We start from the raw sequence: 17,372 nt of genomic DNA, 5'->3' as shown, positions 1-17,372 counted from the left end.
CATGTTAAAACAGTTATCCGTTTTTGTAGAAAACCGTTCCGGAAGCCTGATGAATGTCACAAACGCACTTCTGGATGCGGATATTAATATCCGGGCCATCTCATCTTTTGATACCCCTGAATTCGGTATCCTCCGGTTAATTGTGGATGAGCCGGAGGAAGCCAAGGCGGCCCTGACTGCCAGAGGCTTCGTCGTACGGGTGGGAGATGTGCTGGCGGTGGAGCTGGAAGATAAAAAAGGCAGTTTAAACGCCATGTTAAAGATTCTCGCCGATGGAAACATCAGTATAAACTATATCTATTCTTTCGTGATCCGTGAAAACCAGGCGCCGGTGATGGTGTTCCACACCGATGATATCGAAGAAGCGACCCAGCTGCTGGAGAATCACGATTTGATCATAGTGGATTAATGGAAAACTTAAGAAAAGAGAGGATACACTTCAATGCCTAATTATTATCAGCCGGAAGTTGAATGCGCATCCCGGGACCAGATCAAGGCCTGGCAGGATGAGCGGCTTGTAAAGCAAGTGAAACATGTATATGACAATGTACCGTATTACCGCAATCTGATGGAGAAGAAGGGAGTGGTGCCGGAGGATATCAGATCCACAGAAGACCTGAATAAACTGCCTTTCCTGACCAAAGACGACTTGAGGGAAGCTTACCCTTACGGCCTGCTGGCCGTGCCGCTGTCCGACTGTGTGAGAATACAGTCCACCAGCGGAACGACAGGGCGCCGGGTGGTGGCTTTTTACACCCAGCACGACCTGGACCTGTGGGATGACTGCTGCGCCCGTGCCATCGTCGCGGCCGGCGGGACCAAGGACGATGTTGTCCATGTGTGCTATGGCTATGGATTATTTACCGGAGGCCCCGGCTTAAACGGAGGTTCCCACAAGGTGGGGTCCCTGACCCTGCCCATGTCTTCCGGAAATACGGACCGCCAGATCCAGTTCATGTGTGATCTGGGCTCCACGATTCTGTGCTGTACGCCTTCCTATGCCGCTTATCTGGCGGAGAGCATCTACGAGCGGGGCCTGCAGGATCAGATCAAGCTAAAAGCCGGTATCTTCGGAGCGGAAGCCTGGAGCGAGGAGATGCGCCAGGATATCCAGAATAAATTACATATCAAAGCCTATGATATCTACGGCCTGACCGAGATCTCAGGCCCCGGCGTATCCTTCGAGTGCAGCGCCCAGGGCGGTATGCATGTCAATGAAGACCACTTCATCGCGGAGATCATCGATCCGGTGACGGGAGAGGTACTGCCTGACGGCGAAAAGGGAGAGCTGGTGTTCACCAGCATCACCAAGCAGGCGTTCCCGCTTCTGCGCTACCGCACCAGAGACATCTGCGTGCTGAACCGGGAGAAATGTTCCTGCGGCAGAACCCACGTGCGCATGTCCAAACCAATGGGCAGAAGCGACGATATGCTGATCGTCAAGGGCGTCAACGTATTCCCGTCCCAGATCGAGACCGTATTGCTGAACAAGGGATATCCGGCCAACTACCAGATTATCGTTACCCGTGAAAACAACAGCGACAAGCTGGAAGTGCTGGTGGAGATGACCCCTGAGATGTTCTCCGACGAGCTGTCCAAGATTACGGTAAGGGAAAAAGAACTGAACGGTGCGTTAAAGGCAATGCTGGGCATCTATGCCGTTGTGAAGCTGGTCACACCTAAGAGTATCACCAGAAGTGAAGGAAAGGCTGTCCGCGTGATCGATAAGCGGAATCTATACTAATCCATTAGGAGGAGAAACTTATGACAGCGAAACAAATATCTGTATTTCTGGAAAATAAGCCCGGACAGCTGACGGAATTCGCCAAACTGCTGGAGCAGCACGGGATCAATATGCACGCGCTGTGTGTGGCGGACGCCAAAGATTTCGGAATATTGAGAATTATCGTGGATGATTCCTACAAAACCGCCTGTGTCCTGAAAGAAGCGGATTATGTATTTTCTATCACGCCGGTACTGGCGGTGGAGATGCCGGATAAACCCGGCAGCCTTGCCAGAATCCTGGATCTGCTGGCGGAGAATGAGATCAATCTGGAATATACCTATGCCTTTACCTCCAGGAAAGAGGGCTATGCCTATATGATCCTGCGGGTAACGGACAATGAAAGAGCCATCGAAGTGCTGGGCGAGAACGGAGTGAAACTGATCTGCCAGCATGATATGGGGGGGATTTTCTGCCAGTAGGGTTATTTGCTAAGGGCCGGAGCGGTCTGCCGCAAAGGCTGGCTGGCCGGGAGGGACAAAAAAGATCCGGCCGCAAAATCGCATCGGCCGGACCTAAGAACGGGTAACTTTCGAAGAGGACGAAACCTCTGATTCGCAGGACCCGGGGCGGTTCTTCCTCGGGTTTGGGTATGCCCGCTGCTTAAGACTGGGGTGCGTGTCGGTGTCCCTGGGATGCTCCGGGCAGCCGGATTCCTTTGTGTCTCCTCGGGAGCGCGGAGGGCTTGCGCTGGCACCCGCTAAGTGAAATCGAAAAGCCGGGTTCAGGAACCGAGCCTATTCACCAGGAACACGTGATGTGTTCCCGGTTCAGAGGCTCTTGCCCGTCGGACGTGAAGTCCGCCGGTCATCCTGAACCCGGCTTTCCGATTCCACTAAGCGGGAGCTCAGTCGCCCTATGCGCTCCCGGGGAGACACAAAGGAATCCGGCTGCCCGGAGCATCCCAGGGACACCGACACGCACCCCAGCCTTAAGCAGCGTGCATACCCAAACCCGAGGAAGAACCGCCCCGGGTCCTGCGAATCAGAGGTTTCGTCCTCTTCGGAGTTACCCGTTCTAAGGTCCGGCCTCAAGCGATTTTGCGGCCGGATCTTTTTTGTCCCTCCCGGCCAGCCAGCCTTTGCGGCAGACCGCTCCTGCTTTAAAATAAGCTATTGGGGAAAGGGCGGGGGAGCGTTTGAAAATGGTTCTCGCCTTATGATTTGAGTAGGCTTTGCATTAATTTCAAGGTATTCTTTTTAGTAGTTTTTCTTCTTCCGTAATGGAATCCAGCAGTTTCTTGGACAGATAGAAATATTCTTCTATTTCCTCCGGTTTAAAATGGGCAAAAACCCGGTTCATAAAGGCTGTTATGATTTCGATACTGTCGCTTAGGGCAGTATGGCCGTCTTCTGTGATTACTACATAGGTGATTCTGCGGTCCTGGCGGTCGGTCAGCCGCTGGATACAGCCCTTCATTTCCAATTTGCGGAGAGTGCGGGATATGGCGGGGAGCGTGACGTCCAGCTGCTTGGCGATGTCGGATACGGTAATATATTGTCCCGGATGGGTCTCGGATGCTTTCCAGAGAATATCCAGGATGGTTAGTTCTCCGTGGGGAAGGATATCGAGGGAATCGTAAAGGTTTAACAGCTTTAATTTTCGGATAATGCCATACTGACGGTTGATTTTTTCCAGCATTGCCGGCTCCATTTCTTTTTTACAATCAGATGGCCGCAGGTATACGATGCAGCCGGGGAGAGTGTTTGGATTTATTGAACGGTATTTTTATGAAATCTAACTATAAAATATCATAATATAGATCAGATTTCGTGTCAATCATGTTTGTGGTATCGATTACATATAAATTGACGAAAGACATGACTGTTATAAAAATTTCTTTGACTATTTTAGACATTGACTTTAGTAGATAGCAGAGTTAAAATTTTACAATGTAAATACATAACTATGTTAAATATTTAGTAAGATACGGAAAGGAATGAGGAAATGGACCGAGGAGGGGTAACCGAAGAGCTGTTAAAAGCTGCCGGTAGAATGAGACGAGTGAGGCTCGGTGCGCTGTTCCCGGATATTTCTCAGGGAGAATTCCTGGCTTTGGAAGTCATATACCGCTATACGCTTATACAGGATAAGGGAAGTAAGATCTGCGTATCGGATCTGGCCAAAAATATGAAGATTGCGTCCTCAGCAGTTTCCAGGATGCTGCATACACTGGAAGAGCGGGGATTAATCAGCAGAGAGGTGGACAGAAGAGACAGGAGAAATACGTATGTTTTCCTGACGGAAGCGGGACGGCAGAAACATCAGGATGCCGTGGATACCATGGATGATTTTTTAAAAAGCGTAGTAAACCGTATGAAAGAGGAGGATATCCGTCAGCTGATTGTATTATGGAACGAGTTAGCGGATATTATTGATGATGAGTTAGACAGCAGGACGAAAGGAGAGAGACGATGACAAAATTATTCAAATACCTGCGCGATGTAAAAGGCATGGTGGTACTGATTATAGCCTTATTGGTTATTCAGGCGTACTGTGACCTGGCATTGCCCCAATATACGTCCAATATTGTAGATGTTGGAATACAGCAGGGGGGCATTGAATATGTGGCCCCGGAGAAAATGAGGCCGGAGACCTTTGAGAACCTGAGCTGTTTTCTGGATGATGCGCAGATACAGACATTGTCGGCCAGTTATGACCAGGACGCGGACGGCAATTATGTGTTAAACACCAAAAAGAAAGAGACGCTGGAACAGTTAGATGAGATGCTGGGCGCTCCCATGATGCTGATCTCGTCCATGGAGGAATCCGGGAAGATGACCATGCAGTCCCTAAAGGGTATGATGGCTTCCGGGAAAATGACGAAAGACCAGGTCTTGAAAATGAAGGATCAGGCGTTAAGCCAGATGGGGGATCTGCAGGAGTCCATGATCACCCAAAAGGCTATTTTGTTCGTGAAATCCGAATACGAAGCGCTGGGGATCGATATGGGGGCCTATCAGACCCATTATCTGCTGAAATCCGGAGGCATCATGCTTTTGTATACGCTGGTGATGGTGGCGGCGGCTATACTGGCCGGTATGCTGGGGTCTTATTCCGCGGCGAAGATCGGCCGGAATCTGCGCAGCCGGATATTTCAGAAAGTGGTTAGTTTCTCAGGGAATGAGCTGGATCATTTTTCCACGGCTTCCCTGATTACCAGAAGCACCAATGATATCCAGCAAGTGCAGATGACGACGGTTATGATGCTTCGTTTCGTCATATACGCCCCTATTCTTGGAATCGGCGGGATTATAAAAGTGGCCGGAACGAGAACGGGGATGGGATGGATCATCGGCGTCTCGGTGGGGGCCAGTATACTTCTGGTTGCGGCCCTTATGTCCGCCGCTATGCCGAAATTCAAAAAGATGCAGCTGCTTGTGGATAAACTGAACCTGGTGTCCAGGGAGATTCTTACCGGACTTCCGGTGATCCGGGCGTTCAGCCGGGAACGTTATGAAGAAAAACGGTTTGAGAAGGCCAACAAAGACTTGATGTCCACCCAGCTGTTTACCAACCGGATCATGACTTTTATGATGCCCGCTATGATGCTGGTGATGAACTGCACCACTGTCCTGATCGTCTGGATGGGGGCGAAGGGAATCGATCTGGGAAATCTGCAGGTCGGTGATATGATGGCGTTTATCACGTATACGATGCAGATCATCATGTCCTTCCTGATGATTACCATGATGTCCGTTATGCTGCCCCGGGCAGGAGTTGCGGCAGGCCGGATCGACGAGGTCATGCAGACCCCATGTTCGATACAGGATAAGGAGAAAAACGCGGATGATAAGCTGTCCGTATGCCGGGGCGTATTGTCTTTCGAAGACGTATCGTTCCACTATCCCGGAGCCCAGGAAAATACCCTTCACCACTTAACCTTCACGGCAGAACCCGGTAAAACGACGGCGATCATAGGCAGTACCGGCTGTGGGAAGTCTACGCTGATCCACCTGATCCCGAGATTTTACGATGTTACGGGAGGGCGGATCACGCTGGACGGCGTGGATATCCGGGATCTGTCCCAGCATAAGTTAAGAGAGCTTCTGGGCTTCGTTCCCCAAAAGGGGATGCTGTTCTCCGGAAATATTGAATCCAATATAAAATTCGCCGGAGAGGACACGATATCGGACGAGGCCATGGTAGAGGCGGCCGGGATCGCGCAGGCGGTGGAATTCATAGACTCCAAACCGGAACAATACAAGAGCCGTATATCCGAAGGCGGGACGAATGTGTCCGGCGGCCAGAAGCAGAGGCTGTCGATCGCCAGGGCGATCGCGAAGAATCCGAAGGTATTTCTGTTTGACGACAGCTTTTCCGCGCTGGACTATAAGACCGACGTGGTTCTGCGTAAGGCCCTGAATGAGAAGGTTCAGGATGCGACCGTCATTATCGTGGCCCAGCGGATCAGCACCATTCTCCATGCGGACCAGATTATCGTGCTGGATGAAGGCAGGATCGTGGGAATGGGGAATCATGAAGAACTACTGGAAAACTGCGAGACCTATCAGGAAATCGCGAAATCGCAGCTTTCGGAGAAAGAACTGAAAGGAGGCCGCGCATCATGAGTAAAAAAGACAACAACACCAGTTCAAGGCCTATGGGACCCAGACATGGAATGGTGCCGGGCGAAAAGGCAAAGGATTTTAAAGGAACTATCGTAAAATTATTAAAATATATGAGCAGCTACAAAGTGGGAATTGTCTTTGTGCTGATATTTGCCATAGGCAGCACCGCTTTTAACATCGCCGGCCCGAAGGTGTTAAGTAAGGCAATCACCGAGATTTTTAACGGACTGGTGGGGAAGATATCCGGTTCGGGAGGCATCGATTTTACCAAGATAGGGCAGATTCTGCTGATTATGCTGGGCCTGTATCTGATCAGTTCCCTGTTCTCCTTCATTCAGGGCTGGATCATGACCGGTATATCCCAGAAGCTCTGTTTCCGGTTCCGTAAGGAGATTTCGGAAAAGATCAACCGGATGCCCATGAAATATTTTGAATCCAAGACGGTGGGAGAAGTCCTCTCGAGAATTACCAATGATGTGGATACGCTGGGAATGAGTCTGAACCAGAGCGTTACCCAGCTGATCACCTCCGTTACCATGATCATCGGCGTGCTGATCATGATGTTAAGCATAAGCCCGCTGATGACGCTGATCGCGCTGGTCATCCTTCCGATCTCCGTGTTGCTGATCGCAGTCGTGGTGAAAATGTCCCAGAAATATTTTATCACCCAGCAAAAATATCTGGGTAAGGTTAACGGACAGGTGGAAGAGGTCTTCAGCGGCCATAACATCGTCAAAGCTTTCAACCGGGAAGAAGCCGCCATTGAAGAGTTCGATCAGACCAATGACGTACTGTTCCAGTCAGCCTGGAAATCCCAGTTTCTGTCCGGCATGATGCAGCCGATCATGATGTTCGTCGGGAACCTGGGATATGTGGCGGTGGCAGTCAGCGGAAGTATTCTGGCGGTGAAACGGGTGATTGAAGTCGGCGACATCCAGGCATTTATCCAGTATGTCCGCAACTTTACGCAGCCGATCTCGCAGCTGGCGCAGGTATCCAACATGCTGCAGTCCACAGCGGCTGCGTCGGAGCGTGTCTTCGAATTCCTGAACGAGGAAGAAGAAATTGACAATGTGGAGAACCCGGTATCCGTACAAAATATACAGGGCAAGGTTTCATTTGAACACGTCCATTTCGGTTACAATCCCGATAAAATCATCATCAATGATTTCAGCTGCGAGGTAGAACCCGGGCAGACGGTGGCCATCGTAGGCCCTACCGGGGCAGGCAAGACGACCATGGTGAAGCTTCTGATGCGTTTCTATGATGTCAGCGGCGGCAGTATCAAGGTAGACGGCCATGATATCCGTGATTTCAACCGCAGTGAATTAAGAGAGAGTTTCGGAATGGTACTCCAGGACACCTGGCTGTTTAAGGGGACCATCATGGAAAATATCCGTTACGGCAGGCTGGACGCCACAGACGAGGAAGTCATCGCTGCGGCTAAAGCGGCCCATGCCCATCATTTCATCCAGACACTCCCCGGAGGCTATCAGATGGAGTTAAATGAAGAGGCGGATAACGTCTCCCAGGGACAAAAACAGCTCTTAACCATTGCCCGTGCCATACTGGCGGACAATAAGATACTGATCCTGGATGAGGCCACCAGTTCCGTAGATACCAGAACCGAAGCCCGGATTCAGAAGGCTATGAATAACCTGATGAGAGGCCGGACCAGTTTTGTCATTGCCCACAGGCTTTCCACCATCAAGGACGCAGATCTGATCCTGGTTATGAAGGACGGCGATATCATCGAGCAGGGCAGCCACGAAGAACTGCTGGCGAAGAACGGTTTCTACGCAGAACTCTACAACTCCCAGTTCGAGGAAGCGATCGCATAAATTTTGCCGCATACTGCATGAAGGAAAGGAAGGAGCAACATGTTAAACAGAAGCGTCACTATAGGCAGACAATACGCCAGCGGCGGCAGAGAGATCGGAAAGCTGCTGTCCCAAAAACTGGATATGCCCTATTATGACTATGAACTGGTTCTTCTGGCCGCTGAAAAATACGGCCTGAACCCGGGAGTCTTAAAGGAAAAAGATGAGATCCGGACAGACAGCCTGCTGTACAATCTGGCCGTCCTGACATCCGGAAATGCGCGGAATTTTGGAAAAGTAATGGAACCCTATGAGATCTTCCAGGCGGAATGCGAAACCATCCGCAGGTTATCGGAGAAGCACCCGGCCGTCTTCATCGGCCGGTGCGCCGATCTGGCGCTGATGGAGACCGGGAAACCGCTTCGGGTCTTCATTTACGCGACGAACATGGAGGACCGGATCAAAAGGGCCCACGAAGTCGATCACATCGACATGAAAAATATAGAATCCTACATAAAACGAAAAGACATGAAACGTAAGAGCTACTACAACTCCTTCGCCCCAACGGAGTGGGGGCGGATGGAAACTTACGATCTGTGCCTGAACAGTTCGGACCTGGGATACGAAAAATGCGCGGAGATTATTGCGGAAGCACTTGTTGAATGAGACTTTGGGGAGGGCCGGGAGGAATACTGTGAGCGGGGCATTCCGTGACGGGGGCATGGTCCGGGCGGAGGCGGAATTTCCCGGGAGACAGGGACAAGGAACCGGGCGGCGTATCGCATCGGGCGGGCCCAGGCAGATCTAGTTACGAAGGATTCGGAACCCTTTATTCGCGGGTCCGGGGCAAACTCGCCATTCGGCTCAGACAGTGCCCCGGACCCGCAGGGTTCCGAATCCTTCTCCACAAGATCTGCCAGGGTCCGCCCTCAAGCGATACGCCGCCCGGTTCCTTGTCCCTGTCTCCCGGGAAATTCCGCCTCCGCCCGGACCACGCCTCCGACACGGAACGCCCCGCTCACAGTATTCCTCCCTGCTTTACTAAAAGTGTGAGTTGCTGGTGCTGTAGGGGAGTAATTTAAGAGCGTGGTATGGCAGTGCTTGGGAGCAAAAGATCGGCCGGACAAACAGGAAGTTATCTTTTTCTATATTTCTTTTCTATTCGATTTGTATATATGATCATTAACAAAATACTAGCGATCATTAGTCCAACAATGGATAATAATATCCATGCTGAATTTTGCCCGGAAAGAAGCGGCAAGCCAAGTATAATAATCACGACGCCATATAAAGAAAATAATTTCGATATTGCTCTGTTGTAGGCTTTAATATCTGTCACCTCAAAGACATCGGCATTCGCCCAAAAACGCATTGGTTTTTTCGTAAATAAACTGTAAACAGCTAATATGATAAATAGCAAACCCAATGCAGACCAAATTATAAAACCAATTATTTTTCCATCCATTACTATTCCTCCTTCAAATTCCAAGCTTTGATTTCGATTTATCCGTTAAAGGCGCCTCAATTTTGGTTTATTGCTCTGCCGTAAAATATGAAACGGCCTTTGATTACCGCTCAAAAGTACAAGTTTAATCATTTTGATAATACCATATTTTAACAAGTGCCACCATAACATATGTGGATAAGACGGGTTCTGCCCAATTCAGATATTTCAAGCGGCAGTATCTCTTGAATGTGGAAGCTGCCGCTTATTTTATTTCCCTCCTGCGCCGGAAATTCAGCGGATTGTTCTTAATGACCGGGGACTTTGCCAGTACCTTTTTCAACACCTACTCTATGTGTTGGCTCTTATGAAATATATAGATAGATGGAAAGTAGATTTTAACAAAGGATTCTCCAGCAAAATACAACTTTTATTTCTCTCTTAGAAACTGGAAAAACGCTTTTTGTAAAGTAGGGGAGAGAGGGGCGGGGCGTGTTCTTTTGAAACCGGAGGGCGGCTCTCGCGGGGGCAAATCACTTGAGGCCGGGCCTTAGAACGACTTACGCAGAAGGTGGGAGAACCTCGCAGGGCCCGGAACACTGTCCGAGCCGTCCTTTGGCGAGTTTGTTCCGGGCCCTGCCAATAAGAGGTTCTCCCGCCTTCGGAGTTAGCCGTTCTTAGGCCCGGCCGAAGTGATTTGCCCCCGCGAGAGCCGCCCTCCGGTTTCAAAAGAACACGCCCCGCCCCTCTCTCCCCGGCCCCTTTCAAAAAATCCCAAAATCTCTATTGACAAATAAGAAGTAATCGTTTATTATTGTATTAGTTAATTACTCAACTAACTAACTGAAAGACCAAAGGGGGTATCTTATGAAGTTAGAATTTGAAGAGGAGAGGCCGATCTTTATTCAGATAGCGGAAGGAATAGAGGACGCCATTCTATCTCAGGCATTCCCCGAAGAAAGTCAGATACCTTCCATAACGGAATTTTCTGTTACCTATCAGATCAACCCAGCAACCGCGTTAAAGGGGATTAATCTACTGGTGGAGGAAGGAATTGTGTATAAGAAAAGAGGAGTCGGGATGTTTGTATCCAAAGGGGCAGTGCAGGTATTGAGAGAGAAGAGAAAAGAGCAGTTTTATGACCGGTATATCCGGACTATGGTGGATGAGGCAAAAAGATTGCAGCTGTCACCGCAGGACATAGTAAATTTAATAGAAAGAGGGTTTGAGGGATGAGCGGAATAGAAATAAAACAGGTGAGCAAACGCTTTGGCGATGTTACCGCCCTGGATCATGTGAATATCTGCTTTCAGAAAAATAAGATTTATGGATTGCTCGGAAGGAACGGAGCGGGAAAGTCCACGTTATTGAATGTGATTACCAATCGGATTTTCGCGGACGAGGGCGAAGTCCTGGTAGACGGGGAACCGTCTGTGGAGAACGACCGGGTTTTGAGAAAAATCTATCTGATGAGCGAGCAGAGCTATTATCCGCCCGGAATGAAAGTGAAGGAAGCCTTTCAATGGAGCGCGGAGTTTTATCCGGATTTTGACAAGGGTTATGCGGAAAAAACAGCGTCGCTGTTTCAGCTTCCGACGAAAAAGAAAATCCATGATTTATCTACGGGATATCAGTCCATCTTTAAGATCTGCATTGCGATGGCGGTAAATACGCCCTATGTACTGTTTGATGAGCCGGTCCTGGGGCTGGACGCCAATCACCGCCAGCTGTTTTACAAGCTTTTGATTGAGAAGTACAGTGATTCTCCCAGTACGATAGTGATCTCCACCCATCTGATCGAAGAGGTGGCGAATGTAATCGAACAGATCATTATTATTAAGAATGGCAGAATTATACGGGATGAGACGACGGAGGAGCTGCTGTCGAAGGGATATACGGTATCCGGAAACGCGGCGCTGGTGGACCGGTATACCGCGGGTCGCAAGCTTCTGGGTGAAGATACTTTAGGCGGCCTTAAGTCCGCTTACCTGCTGGGCAGTGTCAAAAAAGAGGAAGTGCCGGCGGGACTGGAAGTGTCAAAGCTGGATCTCCAGAAATTATTTATTCAGATGACGAACGATTAGGAGGGGAGAACATGAATATCAAAATTTCTGTCAAATACCAGTTTCAGGATATTACGAGAGCGCTGATTATATTTTGCGGTATTCTTTTGATCCTGATTCTGATGTTATTTATACCTGGTTTACAGGGAACCACCAACGGCCTGGAAATTTCCGCGTTTATTTTTCTTTTTGTTATTGGCTTGAATACATTTAAGGAAAACTTTGGGATGTTTCTGCAAAACGGGGTTTCCCGGAAAACCATATTTGCGGGTAAGCTGCTCTCTACCTGTGCGGTATGCGCGATTATGGCAGTGGCTCTGGTAGTCTTAAGCAATGTCGCCAAGCTGGGGATAGGCTATCGTGACATCCAGTTAGGGACTCTGTACGAGATATTGTATACGGAACGCATGGCTTCCATTTCGCCGGTCCTTGTTGTGTTGGAGAATCTGCTGCTGCTTTTCTGCTGCTGTTTTGCCTTTATGATGGTGGGATATTTTATAACGATCGCCTATTATCGGATGGATAAACATTGGAAACTTCTGATATCGGTAGGATTGCCGGTACTGTGTTTTGTACTGCTTCCTATCGTGGATACGGTGCTCGGCGGCGTGATCTTTCTGTCTATACTCCGGGTACTTATGTTCGCGACCGGACTGCAGTTTGGAAGCCCCTATATTTGTATGCTGTCGGCACTGGCGGTCACGGCCGTCTTCAGCGGACTTAGCTGGCTATTGATGCGAAGAGCGGTGGTAAAGAATTAATATGAAGATTAGACCCATAAAAAATGAAGAAATTATGCTTTTGACAGATTTCGTATATGAGGCGATCTATCAAAGAGATCTAAAAAATCCTTTGCCGAGAACAGTGATCCAAGACGCATCCATATGGGTTTATATTGACCGGTTCGGCTCAAAAAAAGATGATCATTGCCTGGTGGCAGAGGTTGGCGGCTATGTTGTAGGCGCTTGCTGGGTCCGCTGCATTCAGGCCTTCGGCCATGTGGGTGACTCTGTCCCTGAATTTGCGGTTTCCGTCTATCCCCAGTACAGGGGAAAGGGCATTGGCACCGAACTAATGAAAGAGATGCTTCTTCTTTTAAGAAAACAGGGTTACGCAGCAACCTCCCTTGCGGTTCAGAAAGACAATTATGCTGTCTCAATGTACAAAAAAGTTGGCTTTGAAATCATGGATGAAAATGATCAGGAATACATCATGATCTGCAATCTGCCATAACCGGATTTGAAGCTTGTACCCGCTTCTTTCCTTTAAAAATTGCTTTGAAAATATCGGGAAAAATATCGCACATGAAAACCTTGACAAGAATTGTATCCCGGCGTGATAATCAGAGATAGAGAAGGAAAGGAGGAGAAGCTATGCTGATCCGATTTAAAATGTTTCTAAAAAGAGACTGGTCGACATCGGAAAAAGTGCTGATGTTATTGAACGCCTATCTTTTGGGCTCGGTGCTGGGATTTTTATTTGCACCGATTAAAAAGGGAATCTATTGCGGTAATCATAATGGAAATAACAACGTAGCGGATGTAAAAGATAAAAAACCGAAAGTAGAGAAAGCAGAGAAAGCAGAATAAAAGAAAAAGAATTCCGGGCAGGCACCAAAAGCAGGAGTGGCGGGGCCGCGTAAGCGGCCTTGGGGGAGGGGCGCAAACGGATCGGGCGCGGAATCGCTTGAGGCCAAGCCTTAGAACGGGTTACGCAGAAGAGGACGAAACCTGGCAGGACCCGGGGCACTGTTTGAGCCGTCCTTAGGCGAGTTTGCCCCGGGTCCTGCGAATCAAAGGTTTCGCCTACTTCGGAGTTACCCGTTCTTAGGCTTGGCCGAAGCGATACCGCGCCCGATCCGTTTGCGCCCCTCCCCCAAGGCCCCTCTGCGGTCCCGCCACTCCGGACCATAGCCCCACCCCAATTTTATCCATAAATTTTGGTAAAAGTAGGATTTTTTATTTGACTTTTTTGTGCAGATATGCTATTCTAATTTTGGTATTGATAGGTTGATTAGATTCACATATTTTTGTAAGTCATCGATTTATTGGATGCTTTACAAAAATATGTGATTTTTTTTCACCCGGAATACAAATATTTTATTTTAGGAGGTATCTTTCATGAACAAAGGTACAGTAAAATGGTTTAATGCACAGAAGGGTTATGGCTTCATCACCAACGATAACGGCGGAGAAGATGTATTCGTACATTTTTCCGGTATTGCCGGAGATGGATACAAGAGCCTGGAAGAAGGACAGAGCGTAACGTTTGATATTACGAACGGAAACCGCGGACCTCAGGCAGTTAACGTCTGCGTTGCTTAATTAAGCCGACAAGGAAAATGACTTCGGAAGAGCCTTCCGAAGTCATTTTTTTCTTCTTTTCTTTTTTCTGTGTTTGCCTGTTTTCCGTGTTTCCCGCCGGGCCCGGGAATTTCCCGAAACCGTATCTAATATCTTTGGATTTCACCGCCCTTTTCCCTGGAAGCCTCTGCCAGAAAAACAAGTTTATGTCCTACCATGGAATCCGCTAAGGTCGTGCAGCAGGAAGAGCATGGTTCTCCCTTCAATATAAAGAGGAAATCTTGCACGATAGCCTGGTCTCCGTTACCGTGGGGATTGCCATGCTGATCCTTAGATACGTCAATGATCCGGCTGGTTCGTCCGCCCGGACTTTCGGGCGCTATCTTGTGTACGGTAAAAGATTCGCTTTCAAAATTTCCGATAATCTCGCCTTTGGTGCCGGTGATGTGAATATTTCTTGCGGAAGCGGAGGCTCCGCCGTTCATAGAGAAAGTACCGGTCGCCCCGTCGGAGAATTGAATCAGGATGGACTGATGATCGACAATTTTTAGCCCGCAGCGGTACACGCAGCGGCTGTAAGGATTGTCTATGTTGCGGAGAAGCCTTATTTTTTCTGCTTTTGTGGGAGAGTTGGCACCAATGTCATGCCAGATATTATTTGCCCAGCGCTGGGGATTCTCGATATACAGCCTTTTGGCGGAGTATATGCAGTCCCGTTCCGCAGGACAGTTGAGCAGACAGTGGGTGCCGGCATGCTCCGGCGCCATTTCCGGCAGGAACTGTATGACGGAACCAACGCTGGAAACCGTCTTTGGCAAATTTCCTTTCATGAGCCATGCCATAATGTCGAGATCATGGCTGCATTTCGATAAGAGCATACCGGAGCCGCACAGCTCGGGCGAGGCGTATTTTCCCCGCACATAAGACACAGATTCATGAAAATAGCTGACTTGCTCATTCATGTGAATATGTATGACTTTTCCGATTTCCCCGCTGTTGAGCACTTCCTGAATTTCCCTGTAAAAAGGCGCATAGCGCAGCACATGGCAAACCATAACGATACGGCCTGTTTCGTCTGCACAGCGCAGCAGCAGATCCGCTTCCTTTTGATTCACGGCAAATGGTTTTTCCAAAAGGACATCATATCCATGCCGGAGCAGCGGTATGGTCGTTGCCACATGCTGGGGGTCCATTGTGCCATTGATGACGGCATCTGCGAATCTGGGAACGGCGGTCAGTTCTTCCACGGAAGTGAAACAATGAGAGTCCGGGATCCGGAACAATTGCTGCGCGGTGCGTATCCGGTCTAAATTGACATCCACAACACCGGCAATGCAGAAAAGATCGGGATGCAGCAAAGCTTCCCTGGCATATATCATAGCCCTGGCCCCCATGCCGACCACAATCATGCGCAATGGTTTATTCATAAAATCTCTCGCTTTCTTAGTTCAAATTTACGTTCGGTTTATTTCCTGGTGTAACAAAAATAAGGTAAGTCTGTTTAAATTCTAGTATTTATGCAGATGGATGTCAATAAATATTAAAAACATTTTATTAATTGATGATTTCACGAAAAAATAAAAAACGTTAACATATTTAAACATAATGTGGTAAAATAAGATGGATCAAAATATTACATATGTAATTATTTCTGAAAGGAAGAAGGATTACGATGACAGAGAAACATAAATTGCGGGAGCATTCCTGCGCGCATGTTGTATTCGGGATTCTGTGCTTTATGGTAACGCTGGCTGCGGCAGCGCTGCAAGGAGTATATCTGCTGCTGGTCCGGCCCCGGGGCTACGAATTTACGACGGATTGGATACCGGTCTGGATCATCACGATTGGAATCGGGTTCTGCCTGTTGGGGTTTACATGCTTTTTATGGTGGAACAGGGGGGTGAGGATAGGTCTGCTTACGGCAGTGCTTGCCACCTTTGTAGTCGGCCTGCTGATTCTGCCTTCCTTTTTCACCAGGGAATCTCTGGTGAAGGTGAGCTTTTCCCCGGATTACAAACATCTGCTGGTTCTGAAAGGAGAGGAGGAGTCCGGACAGATCTTTGAGTACCGGACCCGTTTTTATCTGTTTGCGAGAAAACAGCAGCAGTTTTCCTATACCGTGAAGAACGACATGAAATTCCAATGGCTGGCGGATGATGTGTGCGCCGTCACCTATGAGTCTACGGATCAGCAGGTTCATCAGTATATCGCCACCTACGGGGACCGCGGCAACGGAATCAGTTATTACCAGGTGGGAGCGGTGATACAGGGAAAATGGACCATGGGGGATAAGAACACGGCCGGATGGTTTATGACGGCTAATAAGGACGGAATTACCGTGGGAAACGCGGGTTTTCAGGAGACCTATGCCTATGGGGACTGTGTGCAGTTCGGGACCCTGGCGCTGGCGCTTTGTAACAACGGGCTGCCACGCTATAATATTATCTTAAACGAAGACTGCAGTCTCTCGGACAGCGGCCTGATCAGCAGAGGCGGGACTGTTACGCTCTGTCAGGTATCCATGGATCGGACGGCCCCAATCGAGATGTTCTGCACCACGCCGGAAATAGAACAGGCGGTTCTGCCCGAGGAAGAGATGCCGACGCAGGAGGAGATGGAAGAGAGCGCCATTGCGCAGATGAAAAATTTCCTCAGCGAAGATCCCACCCTTTCCGGTATGGTTCCCCAGGATGGAATAATCAAGATAGAAAGCGATTCGGATAATCTCTACTGGATCGCCCTCCTGGCCCTGAAGGCAGAACGAATGGATTACGCCGTGAACGGGGTGGACGTGCGGGTACAGCTCAATCAGTGCGCGCTGACAGCCGGAGATAAAAAAGACTGCCTGCTTTCCCTGGAGACAACCGAGCTGGCGGTAACACCCGGCAATCAGGGAAGCCCGCCTGAGGGCGGGAGCACAACGATGCGGTACCGGATCCGTCTCATGAGAGGAGAAGGGGCATATCTGGCATTGATCCTATACAATGACGCGGATGGATCGCAGGGGCTGGATCAGAGGAAGGGGAATCCGGTGGATCTTTCCGCCGAACCGGCGTATCACTTTTTCATACCGGGCAGATATGACACGACCTACATGTATGTAAACAGGCTGAGCCCGGCGGACGCCGCGGAGAAACTTTATAAAAATGCCCTTCTTTCCGATTATCCCAAAGCGGTAAAAAGCAGGGACGAAAACTTCCCGGGATATCTGCTGGACGCAGAAACCAATACGTTCCTTTACTATGATGGAATCGCCCAGGATCTGAAAAATTACCGGTTTTGGCTGGTCCAGCTTCCTTCCGGTGATCTGGACAGCTCACAAGGGCTGATAACCACCATCGGAACTTATCAGGTCAATATCCTAAGCGGGGAATTCCGCAGTCTGTGA

General features: G+C 49.1%; 17 protein-coding genes. 14 read left to right on the top strand and 3 right to left on the bottom strand.

Annotated elements, in window-relative coordinates:
- The first annotated feature begins 1 nt into the window (after position 1).
- From KTH89_RS05560 to KTH89_RS05550, 3 genes are read left to right on the top strand one after another with little or no spacing between them, the layout of a single operon-like run.
- On the top strand, positions 2–409 hold the full coding sequence (locus tag KTH89_RS05560) for an ACT domain-containing protein (protein WP_158342796.1): 408 nt from the start codon (positions 2–4) through the stop codon (positions 407–409).
- 33 nt (positions 410–442) lie between these two features.
- Positions 443–1,744 carry a phenylacetate--CoA ligase family protein gene (locus KTH89_RS05555; RefSeq protein ID WP_238720977.1) on the top strand — a complete coding sequence of 434 codons (1,302 nt, stop codon included), beginning with the start codon at positions 443–445 and terminating at the stop codon, positions 1,742–1,744.
- A gap of 20 nt (positions 1,745–1,764) precedes the next feature.
- Positions 1,765–2,205, top strand: coding sequence for an ACT domain-containing protein (locus KTH89_RS05550; protein ID WP_158342794.1), 441 nt, complete (start codon positions 1,765–1,767; stop codon positions 2,203–2,205).
- A 763-nt stretch (positions 2,206–2,968) separates the two neighbouring features.
- On the opposite strand, the gene KTH89_RS05545 is transcribed toward KTH89_RS05550, so the two are convergent.
- Positions 2,969–3,424 (bottom strand): MarR family winged helix-turn-helix transcriptional regulator, encoded by a 456-nt coding sequence (locus KTH89_RS05545; RefSeq protein ID WP_238720976.1) that lies wholly within the window; start codon positions 3,422–3,424, stop codon positions 2,969–2,971.
- Positions 3,425–3,730: 306 nt separating this feature from the next.
- Between KTH89_RS05545 and KTH89_RS05540 the strand changes: the two genes are divergently transcribed.
- The 4 genes from KTH89_RS05540 to KTH89_RS05525 are packed head-to-tail and all read left to right on the top strand — an operon-like array spanning position 3,731 to position 8,840.
- Entirely contained in the window at positions 3,731–4,201 is a 471-nt protein-coding gene (locus KTH89_RS05540) for a MarR family winged helix-turn-helix transcriptional regulator (protein ID WP_158342792.1), read from the top strand.
- Positions 4,198–6,354, top strand: a complete 2,157-nt coding sequence (locus KTH89_RS05535) for an ABC transporter ATP-binding protein (RefSeq protein ID WP_238720975.1) — start codon at positions 4,198–4,200, stop codon at positions 6,352–6,354. Before KTH89_RS05540 ends, KTH89_RS05535 begins: the two co-directional genes overlap by 4 nt.
- Complete coding sequence (locus KTH89_RS05530; protein WP_238720974.1) at positions 6,351–8,195, top strand: ABC transporter ATP-binding protein; 1,845 nt, start codon at positions 6,351–6,353, stop codon at positions 8,193–8,195. Before KTH89_RS05535 ends, KTH89_RS05530 begins: the two co-directional genes overlap by 4 nt.
- A gap of 39 nt (positions 8,196–8,234) precedes the next feature.
- Complete coding sequence (locus KTH89_RS05525) at positions 8,235–8,840, top strand: cytidylate kinase-like family protein (RefSeq protein WP_238720973.1); 606 nt, start codon at positions 8,235–8,237, stop codon at positions 8,838–8,840.
- 469 nt (positions 8,841–9,309) lie between these two features.
- Here KTH89_RS05525 and KTH89_RS05520 read toward each other — a convergent pair whose 3' ends face one another.
- Positions 9,310–9,639 (bottom strand): hypothetical protein, encoded by a 330-nt coding sequence (locus KTH89_RS05520; RefSeq protein ID WP_158342789.1) that lies wholly within the window; start codon positions 9,637–9,639, stop codon positions 9,310–9,312.
- An 846-nt stretch (positions 9,640–10,485) separates the two neighbouring features.
- Between KTH89_RS05520 and KTH89_RS05515 the strand changes: the two genes are divergently transcribed.
- The 6 genes from KTH89_RS05515 (at position 10,486) to KTH89_RS05490 (ending at position 14,005) form a co-directional block, all read left to right on the top strand.
- On the top strand, positions 10,486–10,854 hold the full coding sequence (locus KTH89_RS05515; RefSeq protein WP_158342785.1) for a GntR family transcriptional regulator: 369 nt from the start codon (positions 10,486–10,488) through the stop codon (positions 10,852–10,854).
- Entirely contained in the window at positions 10,851–11,702 is an 852-nt protein-coding gene (locus KTH89_RS05510; protein WP_238720972.1) for an ATP-binding cassette domain-containing protein, read from the top strand. Before KTH89_RS05515 ends, KTH89_RS05510 begins: the two co-directional genes overlap by 4 nt.
- An 11-nt stretch (positions 11,703–11,713) precedes the next feature.
- The gene (locus KTH89_RS05505) at positions 11,714–12,442 is read left to right on the top strand and encodes a hypothetical protein (protein ID WP_238720971.1); all 729 of its coding nucleotides are present in this window, start codon (positions 11,714–11,716) and stop codon (positions 12,440–12,442) included.
- Between the two features lies 1 nt (position 12,443).
- Positions 12,444–12,914, top strand: coding sequence for a GNAT family N-acetyltransferase (locus KTH89_RS05500; protein ID WP_275061752.1), 471 nt, complete (start codon positions 12,444–12,446; stop codon positions 12,912–12,914).
- Between the two features lie 140 nt (positions 12,915–13,054).
- Positions 13,055–13,270 (top strand): hypothetical protein, encoded by a 216-nt coding sequence (locus KTH89_RS05495; protein ID WP_158342781.1) that lies wholly within the window; start codon positions 13,055–13,057, stop codon positions 13,268–13,270.
- Positions 13,271–13,801: 531 nt separating this feature from the next.
- Entirely contained in the window at positions 13,802–14,005 is a 204-nt protein-coding gene (locus KTH89_RS05490) for a cold-shock protein (protein WP_158342780.1), read from the top strand.
- Between the two features lie 125 nt (positions 14,006–14,130).
- On the opposite strand, the gene KTH89_RS05485 is transcribed toward KTH89_RS05490, so the two are convergent.
- On the bottom strand, positions 14,131–15,411 hold the full coding sequence (locus KTH89_RS05485; RefSeq protein ID WP_238720970.1) for a Gfo/Idh/MocA family protein: 1,281 nt from the start codon (positions 15,409–15,411) through the stop codon (positions 14,131–14,133).
- Between the two features lie 245 nt (positions 15,412–15,656).
- Between KTH89_RS05485 and KTH89_RS05480 the strand changes: the two genes are divergently transcribed.
- A complete protein-coding gene (locus tag KTH89_RS05480; RefSeq protein ID WP_238720969.1) occupies positions 15,657–17,372 on the top strand; it encodes a hypothetical protein in 1,716 nt (571 codons plus the stop codon).

The sequence above is a fragment of the Diplocloster agilis genome, from assembly GCF_019042275.1.
Lineage (GTDB): Bacteria > Bacillota > Clostridia > Lachnospirales > Lachnospiraceae > Diplocloster > Diplocloster agilis.
The sequence above is the reverse complement of the archived record's forward strand: the minus strand, read 5'-3'. Positions and strand labels throughout refer to the sequence as shown.